Source organism: Photorhabdus stackebrandtii (assembly GCF_011189495.1).
Classification (GTDB): Bacteria; Pseudomonadota; Gammaproteobacteria; order Enterobacterales; family Enterobacteriaceae; genus Photorhabdus; species Photorhabdus khanii.
On the sequence record NZ_PUJV01000004.1, the window covers coordinates 214,259 to 228,385 of the forward strand.

Annotated in this window: 10 protein-coding genes and 2 pseudogenes; 6 read left to right on the forward strand and 6 right to left on the reverse strand. The window is 43.7% G+C overall.

Annotated features, from left to right (window positions below):
• Positions 1-33: 33 nt before the first annotated feature.
• Positions 34-378 (reverse strand): iron-sulfur cluster insertion protein ErpA, encoded by a 345-nt coding sequence (gene erpA, locus C5470_RS05480; protein WP_031280637.1) that lies wholly within the window; start codon positions 376-378, stop codon positions 34-36.
• A 348-nt stretch (positions 379-726) separates the two neighbouring features.
• On the opposite strand from erpA, the gene C5470_RS05485 reads away from it, so the two are divergent.
• Complete coding sequence (locus tag C5470_RS05485; protein WP_166286622.1) at positions 727-1,512, forward strand: DUF1460 domain-containing protein; 786 nt, start codon at positions 727-729, stop codon at positions 1,510-1,512.
• A 51-nt stretch (positions 1,513-1,563) separates the two neighbouring features.
• The gene (gene hemL, locus C5470_RS05490) at positions 1,564-2,847 is read left to right on the forward strand and encodes a glutamate-1-semialdehyde 2,1-aminomutase (RefSeq protein WP_166286624.1); all 1,284 of its coding nucleotides are present in this window, start codon (positions 1,564-1,566) and stop codon (positions 2,845-2,847) included.
• A 154-nt stretch (positions 2,848-3,001) separates the two neighbouring features.
• Here hemL and C5470_RS05495 read toward each other — a convergent pair whose 3' ends face one another.
• A complete protein-coding gene (locus tag C5470_RS05495) occupies positions 3,002-3,235 on the reverse strand; it encodes an antitoxin (protein ID WP_242687814.1) in 234 nt (77 codons plus the stop codon).
• A gap of 291 nt (positions 3,236-3,526) precedes the next feature.
• Here C5470_RS05495 and C5470_RS05500 point away from each other — a divergent pair, with 291 nt between their 5' ends.
• Complete coding sequence (locus C5470_RS05500; protein WP_166286628.1) at positions 3,527-4,114, forward strand: beta-class carbonic anhydrase; 588 nt, start codon at positions 3,527-3,529, stop codon at positions 4,112-4,114.
• An 860-nt stretch (positions 4,115-4,974) separates the two neighbouring features.
• Here the strand turns inward: C5470_RS05500 and C5470_RS05505 are convergent.
• From C5470_RS05505 to hrpB, 4 genes and pseudogenes are all read right to left on the reverse strand, one after another.
• Positions 4,975-5,442 carry a DUF6392 family protein gene (locus C5470_RS05505; protein WP_166286630.1) on the reverse strand — a complete coding sequence of 156 codons (468 nt, stop codon included), beginning with the start codon at positions 5,440-5,442 and terminating at the stop codon, positions 4,975-4,977.
• A pseudogene (locus C5470_RS05510) lies at positions 5,439-6,677 on the reverse strand (S-type pyocin domain-containing protein); the annotation flags it as partial. The gene C5470_RS05505 and the pseudogene C5470_RS05510, both read right to left, overlap by 4 nt.
• 181 nt (positions 6,678-6,858) lie before the next feature.
• Complete coding sequence (gene mrcB, locus C5470_RS05515) at positions 6,859-9,306, reverse strand: bifunctional glycosyl transferase/transpeptidase (RefSeq protein ID WP_166286632.1); 2,448 nt, start codon at positions 9,304-9,306, stop codon at positions 6,859-6,861.
• A 92-nt stretch (positions 9,307-9,398) separates the two neighbouring features.
• Positions 9,399-11,888, reverse strand: coding sequence for an ATP-dependent helicase HrpB (hrpB, locus tag C5470_RS05520; RefSeq protein WP_166286650.1), 2,490 nt, complete (start codon positions 11,886-11,888; stop codon positions 9,399-9,401).
• 42 nt (positions 11,889-11,930) lie between these two features.
• Between hrpB and sfsA the strand changes: the two genes are divergently transcribed.
• The 3 genes and pseudogenes from sfsA to gluQRS all read left to right on the forward strand — a co-directional run.
• A complete protein-coding gene (sfsA, locus tag C5470_RS05525) occupies positions 11,931-12,641 on the forward strand; it encodes a DNA/RNA nuclease SfsA (RefSeq protein ID WP_166286634.1) in 711 nt (236 codons plus the stop codon).
• Between the two features lie 191 nt (positions 12,642-12,832).
• Complete coding sequence (dksA, locus tag C5470_RS05530) at positions 12,833-13,288, forward strand: RNA polymerase-binding protein DksA (RefSeq protein ID WP_036840254.1); 456 nt, start codon at positions 12,833-12,835, stop codon at positions 13,286-13,288.
• Positions 13,289-13,350: 62 nt separating this feature from the next.
• Positions 13,351-14,001, forward strand: a pseudogene (gluQRS, locus tag C5470_RS05535) (tRNA glutamyl-Q(34) synthetase GluQRS); the annotation flags it as partial.
• Positions 14,002-14,127 lie beyond the last annotated feature (126 nt).

Consider the following 14,127-nt stretch of genomic DNA (forward strand, 5'->3'; position numbering starts at 1 on the left):
TGTTCACAGACCCATTGCGGGAAAAGACTGGAATCAGATACTGAAAGAAGAACCACAACCGCAGGTTGTCTTAGCATTAGGGTTGGTGACGATAAAGCGTGAACCTTCCAGACCTTCAGTATAATCAACACAACCGCCAACCAAATATTGCAGACTCATCGGATCAACAACCAACTCGACACCCTGCTTCTCAATGGTCATATCGCCTTCATTGATCTGATCATCAAAGGTAAAACCGTACTGGAAACCACTGCAACCACCACCTGTGATATAAACCCGTAAACGCAGGTTTGGATTTTCTTCATCCGAAACTAAGATTTTCACTTTACTGGCGGCAGCATCAGTAAACTGCAAAGGTAATGCTATATCATCGCTCATCATTTTTTACTCCAGACCAGAACCTGGCAAAGACATTCACAAGACAACAGAAATTTGCCGATTTATTAATAATTCGAATTATCTAATACCTGGTTAGTTCGTTCAAGTTTTGTCATTTCAGCAACTCTTGACTGACCCTCTCCCTAAAGAGGCAAATGAGACCACCAGTTACAACCACCAACAGATGTGCAGAATTCAGACGATATCAATAGTCACCTTCTGGATACTGAATTAAGTATAGTTCAATCATCAGTCAATTAATTCACTATAAAAAGGAAAATTTATTGATTTATCATGATTATTAGTTACTTTATTGAATATTTATTAAAGTCACCATGTGGAGTTCTTATGCAAAAAATATTACCACTTATGCTGGTTGTCACCCTTGCAGGCTGCGTAGCCCATAGCAAGCCAGTCGATATTGACAGTTATACCTCGAAGAAAATGAATGACATTATAGAAAACCAGGCAAAACCGGGAAATAAAGACAATCCTGGCGAAATGATAAAAAATATCTCTTATCAATTCCTGGATACGCCTTATGCCGCAAACAAACTGGTCGGCTCCCCAACTGAACCTGAAAAATTAGTAATAGATTTTAGCGGCCTGGACTGTTTTACTTTTCTTGACTATGTAGAGTCTTTAAGAAAATCGAGTGATCAACAGGATTTTATAAAAAATCTCATCCAGACAAGGTATATCGATGGAAAAATCAGTTTCTTACAAAGAAAACATTTCTTCACAGACTGGTCAACCAGAAAAAAATTGAATGCCAAAGATGTGACGAATGAAATAAGTTCTTCTTACATAAAAATCACAAAAAGTCTGAATAGAAAAGCTGATGGTGGCGAATATATCCCCGGACTTGGTGTTATCAACCGAGATATTAAATATATTCCTGGTAATAAGGTGAATGATTCCGTTATTAAAAACTTAAAGACGGGTGATTATATAGGAATATATACACACCTTGCCGGACTAGATGTCACGCATACAGGGATTTTTATTATGACAGATAATGGCCCAATGTTTAGAAATGCGTCTTCACTTGCAGCCAATAAAAAAGTGGTCGATTCACCATTCCTTGATTACGTAAAGAATAAACCCGGAATTATCGTCCTAAGATCATTATAATCAGTGAGGCAAGCGATAAACCCATTTAAAGTTACATTCAGGAGCCTTTTAATGAGCCAATCAGAAATCCTCTATTCTCAGGCCAAACAGCTTATTCCCGGCGGCGTCAATTCTCCGGTACGTGCATTTAACGGCGTTGGCGGTACGCCTCGGTTTATCAAACACGCTGACGGTGCCTATCTCTATGATGTTGATGGTAAAGCCTATATTGATTACGTCGGCTCTTGGGGCCCTATGGTACTGGGGCATAACCACAACGCTATCCGAAATGCAGTCATTAAAGCCGCCGAACAAGGGTTAAGTTTTGGTGCGCCCACTGCCGCTGAAGTAGAAATGGCTCAATTAGTGACTGAACTGGTGCCATCAATGGATATGGTGCGCATGGTCAACTCAGGCACAGAGGCGACCATGAGTGCTATCCGTCTGGCGCGTGGCTATACCAACCGCGATAAGATCATCAAATTCGAAGGTTGTTATCACGGCCACGCTGATTGCCTGCTGGTAAAAGCCGGTTCTGGCGCGCTGACTATCGGCCAACCAAACTCTCCGGGAGTTCCGGTTGATTTCGTCAAACATACACTATCTTGTACCTATAACGATTTGGATTCGGTTCGGGAGGCGTTTGAAAAACATCCTGAAGAGATAGCCTGTATTATTGTCGAACCCGTTGCTGGTAATATGAACTGCGTGCCACCGCTACCTGAATTTTTACCTGGCTTACGCGCGCTGTGTGATGAATTCGGTGCTTTATTGATTATCGATGAAGTGATGACAGGTTTCCGCGTCGCCTTATCTGGTGCGCAATCTTATTACAATGTAGAGCCTGACCTGACTTGCCTTGGCAAAATCATTGGTGGTGGTATGCCCGTTGGTGCTTTCGGTGGACGCTATGAAGTAATGGAAAAATTAGCGCCAACCGGCCCGGTTTATCAGGCTGGCACCTTATCTGGTAACCCGATTGCTATGGCGGCGGGTCTTGCTTGCCTGAAAGAAGTCTCTCAGCCCGGCGTACATCAGCGCCTGACTGAACTGACAGATAATTTGGCTACTGGCCTGACGAAAGCAGCAAAAGCGGCTGGCATTCCGCTGGTGGTTAACCATGTTGGCGGGATGTTTGGTATTTTCTTTACTGATGCTGAAAAAGTCAGCTGTTATCAGGATGTGATGAATTGCGATATTGAACGCTTTAAACGTTTCTTCCACCTGATGCTTGATGAAGGGGTTTATTTAGCCCCTTCTGCATTTGAAGCGGGTTTTATGTCTATCGCTCATACTGATGAAAATATTCAACGTACTGCTGACGCTGCCGCCCGCTGCTTTGCCAAATTAAAATAATTTTTTTGCTTCAAATAACAGCGCCGTATTTCTACATTCCTACGGCGCTCTTAAACAGTCCAATCTTCGGTATGCAATCCCAGTGCATGATCATTTGTGACCAGTATCATTTTCATATTTAGCGCGTGCACTGCAATAAGGAGATCAAGTGGCGCTATTTCAATCCTTCGAACGGATCACGAGATTGCTCTTGCTGACACCGCTCTTCTTTACTCAAAAAATCATCGGGAATCATTGTCCCCTTCAATGCCGCAAAAAAACCATCCCAGTCGGAAAGATTACGGGGCAGTGTTACATCTCCGGTCTCAGTATCCTTCCGAATAAAAACTTCATCAAAGTCAAACCGATAAACCGCTGGCAAACACACCGCTTGATTCCTCCCATTCATGAATAATTTCTCTACAATATCAAAATATAGACCAAACATGATGCTATAAAGAGCTATCGATTTAACGGTAAGTTATAAATCCGTTGCCCTTCAAAAAAACACCCTGTTTCACTTGACCAGAACAAAGGATACAAGTATATATTTTTCATAAATTTTATTTATATATGCCGTATTTTCAGACTCATATTCATTTATTAAATAGATATTGGCTTTATCAAGAAGTTGAGTTTTATTTCTATCTTTTTGTTTTACATCATAATTTACTAAACCAGAAAATATGAAGGAGAGAGGATGAGCAACGTTATCAAAGAAATAAGTGATGCTAATATTGCATATGCAGCAACTTTTGGTGATGATAAAAAAAATCTGGGTTTACCGGCTGTCAGACGATTTGCCATATTGACTTGTATGGATGCCAGGCTGGACCCAGCAAAATTTGCAGGTTTATCTGAAGGTGACGCTCATATTATTCGTAACGCAGGCGGAAGAGCCAGTGATGATGCTATTCGTTCACTTATCATTTCTTACAAACTTTTCGGCACAAAAGAGTGGTTTGTCATTCATCATACTCATTGTGGGATGGAGCTTTTTACAGACAATATCATGGGCGATCTACTGGAAAGCAGCCTGGAAAGTGTCATCATGACAGATGAGGGATTTAAAGATATCGGCAACGGCACAGGTTCATCCGAGGGAAAATATATCAAATGGCTTACCATTGATAATCGAGTTAATAGCTTAGTTGAAGATATTCACCGTATTCGTACTCACCCCCTTGTGCCCGCAAATATCGCTATATATGGGTACATTTATAATGTGAAGTCAGGAAAATTAATTGAGGTTCCTGAAGCAACAAGCATTGTAAATGTAGAGTCGTGAATCAAACTTATTGGTAAACCATAATCATTGAAGATATTTGATTTACGATAGACTTGTGTGATTTACTCCCCACGCTCAATCACCAGCGATTAGTGTGGGGTTTCTTATCAGCGATTCTATACTCTGCTTATTTTACTGCCATAACCATTTAAAAATGCGAATACAGAAATATTATCCGAACAGACTGGTATTTAAATACTTTCTCGCCATTATTTTATGAAGGAAACCCTGAAAATAACGCAATAAAAAAATGGATAAAACGGGTAATCTGGCAGGATTTAAGCCCTAAAAAAGCTGATTATCCGTAAAGATATCTTTAATCTTATCAGGTTACTTACTGATTTATCAAGATAAAATAAAGGGTGGTAATTTATTAAAACTGCCAAAGATTTCCGGTAAAACAACGTCAGTAAAAATAAAATCGGGTATGATTAACGTTCATTAAACGTAAAACCACGATATGCCATGATGATTAAACTTGATAAAAAGCAGACGTTAAAAGTGGTAAAAACCATAGTTAAAAAAATGGTTAAAACTTTATACCGATTAAAACCAAGGATTAACACCATGACTTTTAAAACAGTTTAAAACCGGCTTATTATAAAACTATCAGTGAGAAATGAAAAGACTCTGTTAATGCTTATATCCATTTTTGGAAAAAAGAAAAATAATTAAGAGATTGCTCTTCAATAAAAAATTTCCTAATAAGATTTTCTTAGACTATTTATTAACACTTCAACATTAACCACCATTACTTATATAACCCCTGTTCTTGGTGAAAGCAATTCATCTGCGATTTGGATTTCCAAGCTGCTCGCAAACGAATTGGCTCTTAAAAAATCTCCCATATTTATTATTGACTACCAACGTACTTCTGATGTAGGTAAGAATGCCACTACTTTAACACGTTCTAGTAAATCGTAATTAATTTGCATACTAGTTGGAATACGAAAATCTAGCAGTGTATATAACTCTGTCCAGCCAGTATCTCTCTTTAATATTTTCTGTGGAGGAAGTGATTTTTCAGGATTTCCAAAATGCTCATGAACCCATTGCCGAGACATCATCGGAACTAATGGTGAAGGTAGCTCATTTGGAAACCGGTATTGTGGTTTCTTCTCGTCAATTAAAGTAAGCTCTATAGCAAATAAAACTTTATTAACCCTTCTAAAGGACAAGTAAACACCTTCTTTAGCCATATTTAAAGATATATCAGGATCTCCAGCAAACCCTGTAGGTTTGGTTTTATAAGGAATTAACCCTTCATTAAAAATTTCCTGATAAGTTCTTCCTAGATTGTTTATTAGTACCTCTACATTGACTGTCATTTATACAACCCCTGTTCCTCGTTTAGTTTATGCATCCTCTGGCGAGCATTTTCAAGCTGTACTTCTGTTGCACCATAGCTTTTCAAGCTCGGTTTTATAGCATCAAAGTTCCTATCTAATGCCGCACGTAAATCTTGCGAATCTCTTTCAATCTGTTCTGACGAATTTCGTCCTCCATAAGTTTGACTGAGTTTTTGATGTACTTCTTCCGGAATAATAATTGCAGATATATTTTTAGAATCAGAATTTAATTCGGAAGGTAATAATTTAGGATATAACGCTTTTAACCTTGCCTTAACCGCAGCAGCCGAAGGCATATGATCAGCATGTGTTCCATTTCTTGGTCTGCCCGCAAAATTGCTGTACAAATCCACTTCAAACAATTTCACCGGCGGTTTACTCAAATACACATACACCGGCGGCATATTCGGAATAGGGAGTACCAAAATATAATCGCGGAAATCCTTCTCTTCCGGCATCGGTAGCGATTCAATATCACTGCCCACTTTATCCGGGATCGGCAACACGGTTATTTGTGACGGAATAAACGGCTGTTCTTCATTCCCGGTATGGGCCGGAACTTTAAACTCTTGTTCGTTCGGCGTCCATAAAATCGTCGGCCTGTGCTCTCCCGGCTCCCAAAACTCATAATTACCCGTGGTCCGATTCAGCTTCATCATATGAACCTGCACTTTATCCAACCCACTTTCCGGGCTGACGTGATACCCCTGAATAGTCATCCTGCCGCTTTTTTCATCTCTGATCCAGCGGAAACGAACACGGGTTGGTGCTTTATCGAACTGTTCAGCTATTTGTCCAAGATGATACCGTCTTAAATAATCCTCTTCACCTTCATTCAGCCCCGGTGAATAAAACAGCCCCATTAACCCAACCGTTACTGGATTCGGTGCCGCCAACCAGCGCCCGGCACTGGTAGCACCTCCACCAATGTAACGCATCACCAGCCCTTCCCCTTCCGCTACTGCGCTGCGGGCAGTTGCGGCCACAACGGTAGCGGCTGCTTCGGCTTTATCTTTGCCACGGCTAAACCACCGTTTATACCACGGTAATTTTTTATCCTGCGGTTTATCCGGTTCAGGTGGGTGTTGCTTGCCCTGTGGAGGCGGTTCTGGTTTTTGCGGCGTTACGGGAACAGGAGATGACGGAACCTGATATATCGCCATTCTGCCGAAGTTATCTGCGGGTTCAGCTTCGGTTCCAGCATCAGTACAACCTTATATATGAGCATTACTACTGCGATAATGGTGTAAAGCTGAAAAGGTAATGACGCGGTATGTTTGGGAAGCTGATGAAAAAAACGGTGAACGGTGGCTTTGCAGCCGAAAAACAATACTCAGAAAATCAAAGCGCTGACCAGAAGATCAGCGCTTTGTCATTCATCTGATCAAATATTCATTATTGACCAAACATCTCCCGCAACCAGCCCGGCGCTTGTTCTTGTTGCTGAACAGGTGCTGACACCGCTGTTTGCTGGCACAGACTCTGTGGATCATAAGTCCAAACCGGCAATGTTCTCCAACCACTGCCACTACAGTTAAAGCTACCATCTGCATTAACCGCCATATCCACAATCCCCTCTGGCGGAATGTTATTCAGCACCAGCGGTGTTTGATTTTCCAGATAACGGCGATACACATTTAACGCGCCAGTGGCACCGGTCAGATTAGTCGGATCGTTGTTATCCCGGCCAACCCATGAAATCACCACTTCTTTGCCATCAACCCCGGCAAACCAGCTATCACGCAGATCATTGGTTGTACCAGTTTTACCTGCCAGATTATAACGGCCAAACTTACCCGTCAGAGAACGGGAAGTCCCATTCGCCACAACCTGCTGCATACCATACAGTGTCAGGTAAGCCGCCTGAGCAGGTACAGCCCGTTCAGCCTGCGGGTAACTCTGATATATCACAGTGCCATCTTCTGCAATGACAGAACGTAACGCAGAAAGCGTTGCGCGGTTGCCGCCACTAGTCATCGTTTGATATTCCTGAGCGACTTCCAGCGGTGTCAAGCTGAGAGAACCCAGTAACATAGCCGGAACCTGCTGGATAACCTCAGCCGGAACACCAAGCCGGATCAGTGTATTGCTTACATGATCAAGGCCAACAGCCAATCCAAGATTCACCGTCGGAATATTCAGTGAATGAGTCAATGCATCCACCAACATGACACGTCCACGGAAACGACGGTCATAGTTTTTCGGCTCCCAAACCTTACTGTTCGGCTGTTTCACGGAAAGGGGTTCATCCGCCAGCCAGGTATTCAATCGATACTGATCAGGTTCACTCAGTGCAGCCAGATAAGTAGAAGGTTTTGCTAAAGAACCAATCGGGCGGCGCGCCATCATGGCGCGGTTAAATCCGGCATACTGCGGTTGAGAACCACCAACCATCGCCCTGATTTCACCACTAATGCGATCGATAACCACCATTGCTCCTTCAAGATCGGCGATTTTGCGGGTTTTTCTCAGGCTAGCAATTCCCTCTTCCACTGCGTTTTCAGCCGCATCTTGGGATACCGGATCAAGAGTCGTAAAGATTTTCACGCCAGATAAATCATTAACTTTATCGCCCAGTTTGTCCTGCAACTCCTGACGAATCAGTTGCATAAACGCAGGTTGTGGCGTGATGACACCACTTTTCGGTTTTACCCCCAGTGGACGGGCGCTCAGTAGTTTATAAAGGTCCTCATCAATAATTTGCTGATTTTGCAAAAGTTTAAGCACCACATTACGGCGCTCAAGAGCCAGTTTCGGATTACGCCATGGGTTATAAAGTGAAGCACCTTTCACCATACCGACCAGCAACGCCTGCTGATCCAAACTCAGTTCATCCACCGGGCGGCCAAAATAATAAAGACTCGCCAGCGGGAATCCCCGAATCTGTTCATCACCACTTTGCCCCAAATACACTTCGTTTAGATACAGTTCGAGAATACGATCTTTGCTGTAGCGGTAATCCATCAAAACCGCCATGTAAGCTTCATTCGCTTTACGCACCAAGGTACGCTCATTGGTCAGGAACAAGTTTTTGACCAATTGCTGCGTCAGGGTACTTCCCCCCTGAACAGTGCGCCCCGCCGTCAGATTAGCCAGCACCGCACGCCCGATAGAAAGGATACGGATACCATCATGTTGATAGAAATGACGATCTTCTGTCGCCAGCAAGGTATTGACCAGTAAATCAGGAAAACCAGAGCGCTGCACAAATAATCGCTGCTCACCATTGGGTGACTGCAACATGGTAATTAGCTTGGGATCAAGACGGAAGAAACCAAATTGACGTTGGTTTTCTATATTTTCTATCCCTGCCAGACGGTTATCACTGAAAGTCAAAAGCGCGTGGATCTGCCCTTCTTTACTGTCAGGGAAATCAAATGGACGACGCAGCATTTCAATCGTTTCGCCTCTGACAGAAAACTCCCCAGGACGGGTAATTTTCGTCACTTGACGATACTGCATTCCTTCCAGCAGATGTACCATCTCTTTTTTACTGTAGTTCATGCCCGGTTCAAGGTTGACCATCCGACCATAAACTGCCGCAGGCAGATCCCAGACTTTTCCGTCAATACGGTCACGAATTTTGCCATCCAGATAAATACCATAAGCCACTATCAACATAGCAAAAACAATAAATATCTTGAATAACAGCCAGAACCAACGCCACTTTTTCTTAGGTGGATGGAAATACTTTCCTCTCTTTGTCATGGGTTGATCCCCTTCATCTTCGTAGCCATCATCATAATCATCATCCAACAGATGCCGTCTTTTCGATAGAGGTTCACGGCGGGATACCGGTTTCTTGCTTTTACGTCCGATTGGTTCATGATCTTCACCAGACATTCCAAAATTCTCCAAAACCATTCAAATGCTGAATCACAGGTATTCATATATTTTTTAATGAATTTATTCGTCTGCAAAAAACATCTTAAATTCTACTGCGAATATTTTTTTACCCGCCGGGTTGGCGCCGCATTTGCCGGATCATCCGGCCATAGGTGTTTTGGGTAGCGCCCTTTCATCTCTTTTTGCACTTCCCGGTATGCTCCCTGCCAAAAAGCAGCTAAATCTTGCGTGATCTGCAATGGCCGCCGGGCCGGCGATAATAGTTCAAGTACCAATGCTACCCGCCCTTTGGCCAACAATGGACTTTGCTGCTCACCATACATTTCCTGCATCCGCACTGATAATACAGGTGGTTTATCACTGAAATAATTGATTGCTACCCGGCTGCCGGTAGGAACAGTGTAATAAATAGGCAGCTCATTATCCAGACATTGGCGCTGTTGCCAGTCCAGCAAACTTTCCAATATCGGCAATAAATCAATCTGTTTCAGCCCCTTCAAATCACGTACACCAATAAGAAACGGCATTAACCAATGATCAAGAGCATCCATCAACGAATTATTATCTACCTCAGGCCACTGTATTTCAGGTAACCATTTAGCCGCACATTGAATACGGGTACATAATTGCATAGCCTCAGGTGACCAATTCAGCGCTTGTAATCCTTCACTTCGTAACCAGTTTAGCAGGGCCTGTTGTAATTGCTCATCTGAAGGTTTTGCCAATAGTTGTGTTTTTACTGCCAGACTCCCACATTGCAACCGTTTCCATGCCCGCAATGTTCCTTTATTGTCATCCCATTCAACAACATTTTGTTCACAGAATAAATCCGGTTGTTGCTGTACCAATTGTTCTATATCCAACGGACAAGCCAACAGAATGCGGGCATCAGGATTCTTGCTATCTTGCAATAATGAAGGCGCCACCAGCCAAGACTCATCAGATAACTTTTCTTTATAATCAATCATCGCACCCAGACCATTAGCCAATTGAAAACGACCATGCTTGTCCCGATTCTTGGCTATTCTGTCAGGGAAACCCTGAACCAATAATATTGCAACTGGTCCACTGGCTGGCGCTCCAAAAGCCCCTCCCATATTTCTGGCTAACTGTTTTGCCCGCCGTAACCACTGAGGCTGACGCTGTTCAACCCAATAAGTGATATCCGGCTGACCATCACGAGGCGGTTCTTCCAGAATTGCTGTCAGCATAGCGGCGGTTGCCAACGCATCAGTTCCCTGTTCCAAACCGGCACATAATATCGCGGCAAGGCGCGGATCACTGCCAGACTCCGCCATCTTTCTGCCTCTGGACGTCAACTGATTGTGATGGCTTACCGCACCTAACTGTAATAAAAGCGATTTGGCTACCGCCAGCGACGCCACAGGAGGCATATTCAGCCAGTGTAATTGGGAAATATCGCGACATCCCCACTGCAATAAGGAGAGCCATAAGCTACTGAGATCTGCATTCAAGATTTCAGGTTCACTGTGGTCTGCTGCTCTTTCTGCCTGTTCCTGGCTAAACAGATGCCAGCAAATTCCGGCTTCTAACCGCCCTGCGCGGCCAGCTCGCTGTGTCATAGAAGCTTGACTGATACGTTGAGTCATCAGACGAGTCAACCCATTTTTGGGTTCAAAACGTGTTGTACGCTCAAGGCCGCTATCAACCACCAACCGAATACCTTCTATCGTCAAGCTAGTTTCTGCAATGTTAGTTGCCAAAACGACTTTACGACGCCCAAACGGTGAAGGTTCGATCGCTTTTTGCTGTTCAGCCAATGACAAAGCACCGTATAACGGGCAAAGATCGGTATCCGCAGAAACTTTCCCTTTAAGCAGTCCAAATATCCGTTGAATTTCTCCACTCCCCGGCAGAAACAACAGCACAGAACCTTGCTCTTGCTGGAGTAACCGTAATACAACAGTGGCTACACTCTGTTCAAAAGGCTGGTAAGCAGGTAAAGGATGATAATTTCTGGTGACAGGAAAGCTACGCCCTTCGGAAATAATCACCGGCGCCTCAGGTAAAAAAGAGGAAAGCCGTTGATTATCTAACGTCGCTGACATGATCAGAATTCGCAAATCATCCCGCAGCCCTGCCTGCACATCCAAAAGCAGTGCCAGCGCTAGATCAGCCTGTAAACTACGCTCATGGAACTCATCCAGAATCACCAGAGAAACGCCTTCCAACATCGGATCTTGCTGTAGCATACGGGTCAAAATACCTTCTGTTACCACTTCAAGACGGGTAGCTGTACTCACTTTCGTTTCTGAGCGTATTCGGTAACCCACTGTCTGGCCGATATCTTCATTCAGTTGAGCCGCCAGACGATTGGCAACGCTACGAGCAGCAATCCGCCGTGGTTCTAACATGATGATATGCCCGGAAAAATCCGCTCTTTTCAAAATTTCCAATGGCAACCCCGTCGATTTCCCGGCACCGGCAGGCGCATGAAGCAGCACCTGCGGTGAGCTTTTCAGCGCACTCAGGACAGACTCGACGACCTCGTATACAGGCAGTAAAGACACAAATACCCCATTAAAAAAGTTAACTTTCAATGACCAACATTGTAGCATTGCCTGCTTCAATCTTATGCCATCAGCCATTAAGGAGTTTTTATGGAATTCCATTCTCCCTTACAATCCGCCATTCTGATTCGTCGTTATAAACGTTTCCTGGCTGATGTCATCACACCGGAAGGTGAAACACTGACCATCCACTGTGCCAATACTGGCGCGATGACTGGCTGCGCTACGCCAGGAGATACCGTTTGGTATTCCACATCTGACAATCCAAAGCGTAAATATCCCAACAGTTGGGAATTAACCGAAACACAGGATGGTCACTGGATTTGTGTCAATACACTCAGAGCCAACGATTTAGTGGCCGAGGCGATTCAACAAAATGCAATTTCAGAATTTTCTGAATACAAAAAAATGAGCCGGGAAGTAAAATATGGCGAAGAGAGCAGCCGGATAGATCTGTTGTTGCAGGCAAAGCAACAAGTTAACTGCTATATCGAAGTGAAATCAGTGACGCTTCTCCAGGAAAATTGTGGCTATTTCCCCGATGCTGTCACTACCCGTGGGCAGAAGCACTTACGGGAACTACAACACATCGCGGAACAAGGACAAAGAGCGGTTTTATTTTTTGCAGTCTTGCATTCTGGCATCAGGCAAGTCGCGGCTGCTGCACATATTGACCATAATTATTCATTTCTTTTGGAACAAGCGCGAAACTCTGGGGTCGAAGTTATCTGTTACCAGGCGAGCATTACAAAAAAAGGGATGGTTTTAGGCGATAAGTTAACTTTTGTACTCAGTAGTTAATTTATTGATTGACCTAATATTTACAATCAAGTTGTACAGGGTGTAAAGTCATTCACCACGTTTGTCTTCACACCATTGTGAAACTAATAGCAGGAATAATTGCCAACCCATGCTCCATCTGCTATTTATAGCGGCCTGTTTTTTTCCCCGCTAGGGGTTCGTTTGATAGTGCGTGTGTTAGGAGAAGTATTATGCAAGAAGGGCAAAAACGTAAAACCTCGTCCTTAAGCATTCTCGCCATCGCTGGGGTAGAACCTTACCAAGAGAAGCCAGGTGAAGAATACATGAACGATGCCCAGTTGGCGCATTTCAAGCTAATTCTTGAAGCATGGCGCAATCAGCTCAGGGATGAAGTCGATCGTACTGTATCTCATATGCAAGATGAGGCAGCGAACTTCCCAGACCCAGTTGACCGTGCAGCGCAGGAAGAAGAGTTCAGTCTTGAATTACGTAACCGTGATCGTGAACGTAAATTGATTAAGAAGATAGAGAAGACACTGAAAAAAGTCGAAGATGACGATTTCGGTTTCTGTGAATCCTGTGGCGTTGAGATAGGCATCCGTCGTTTGGAAGCCCGTCCAACCGCAGATTTGTGTATTGATTGTAAAACCCTGGCCGAAATCCGTGAAAAGCAGATGGCAGGCTAATTAATGGTGTTTTGATACGGCGCCTTAACGGCGCCGTACGAACAACCCTCGCTGATCCCCATATGATAAAACCTGAACGTCCCTGCGCTTATATTGGGCGTTTCGCCCCCTCACCTTCTGGTGATCTTCACTTTGGTTCATTAATCACGGCGATTGGCAGCTATTTGCAAGCCCGAGCTTGCCAAGGAAAGTGGCTGATACGTATTGACGACATTGATCCCCCCAGGGAGGTTCCCGGTGCTGCCAGCCGTATTCTCTACGCTCTTGAGCATTATGGGTTACATTGGGATGGTGAAATTCTCTATCAATCTCATCGCCATGAAGCTTACCGTCATATACTTAATCAGTTGCAACAACAGGGCTTAAGCTATTATTGCACCTGTCCCCGTCAACGTATTCAGCAAGCTAATGGTTTTTATGACAGAAACTGCCGTGAATTAAATTTGCCTGTTAATCACGCCTCAATCCGGCTAAAACAAAACAACCCTGTTTATGGTTTTAAAGATAAGTTGCAGGGATACCTAAACGCCGATCCTGTCATGGCTGAAGAAGATTTTATTATTCATCGTCGTGATGGTCTATTTGCCTATAATTTAGTAGTTGTTATCGATGATGATTACCAAGGCGTGACTGAGGTCGTCAGAGGCGCTGATTTAATTGAGCCAACTGTCCGCCAGATTGCACTTTATCAGCAATTAAATCTCAACGTACCTAGGGGCTGTTGACGTTTTGAGAGGAATTACGGAACAGCATGATGATGGGGTATAATTGCTTTCGCCAAAAAACGACTCTACCTCACCATCATGCCAAGAACTATGTTAACAGATGAAGTATGGAAT

Bases quoted from the DNA above. Each gene is read 5' to 3' on its own strand.
- sfsA (WP_166286634.1), top strand. From the start codon at position 11,931: ATGGAATTCCATTCTCCCTTACAATCCGCCATTCTGATTCGTCGTTAT.
- C5470_RS05500 (WP_166286628.1), top strand. From the start codon at position 3,527: ATGAGCAACGTTATCAAAGAAATAAGTGATGCTAATATTGCATATGCA.
- C5470_RS05495 (WP_242687814.1), bottom strand. From the start codon at position 3,235: ATGAATGGGAGGAATCAAGCGGTGTGTTTGCCAGCGGTTTATCGGTTT.
- C5470_RS05485 (WP_166286622.1), top strand. From the start codon at position 727: ATGCAAAAAATATTACCACTTATGCTGGTTGTCACCCTTGCAGGCTGC.
- erpA (WP_031280637.1), bottom strand. From the start codon at position 378: ATGAGCGATGATATAGCATTACCTTTGCAGTTTACTGATGCTGCCGCC.
- hrpB (WP_166286650.1), bottom strand. From the start codon at position 11,888: ATGCTACAATGTTGGTCATTGAAAGTTAACTTTTTTAATGGGGTATTT.
- mrcB (WP_166286632.1), bottom strand. From the start codon at position 9,306: ATGTCTGGTGAAGATCATGAACCAATCGGACGTAAAAGCAAGAAACCG.
- C5470_RS05505 (WP_166286630.1), bottom strand. From the start codon at position 5,442: ATGACAGTCAATGTAGAGGTACTAATAAACAATCTAGGAAGAACTTAT.
- dksA (WP_036840254.1), top strand. From the start codon at position 12,833: ATGCAAGAAGGGCAAAAACGTAAAACCTCGTCCTTAAGCATTCTCGCC.
- hemL (WP_166286624.1), top strand. From the start codon at position 1,564: ATGAGCCAATCAGAAATCCTCTATTCTCAGGCCAAACAGCTTATTCCC.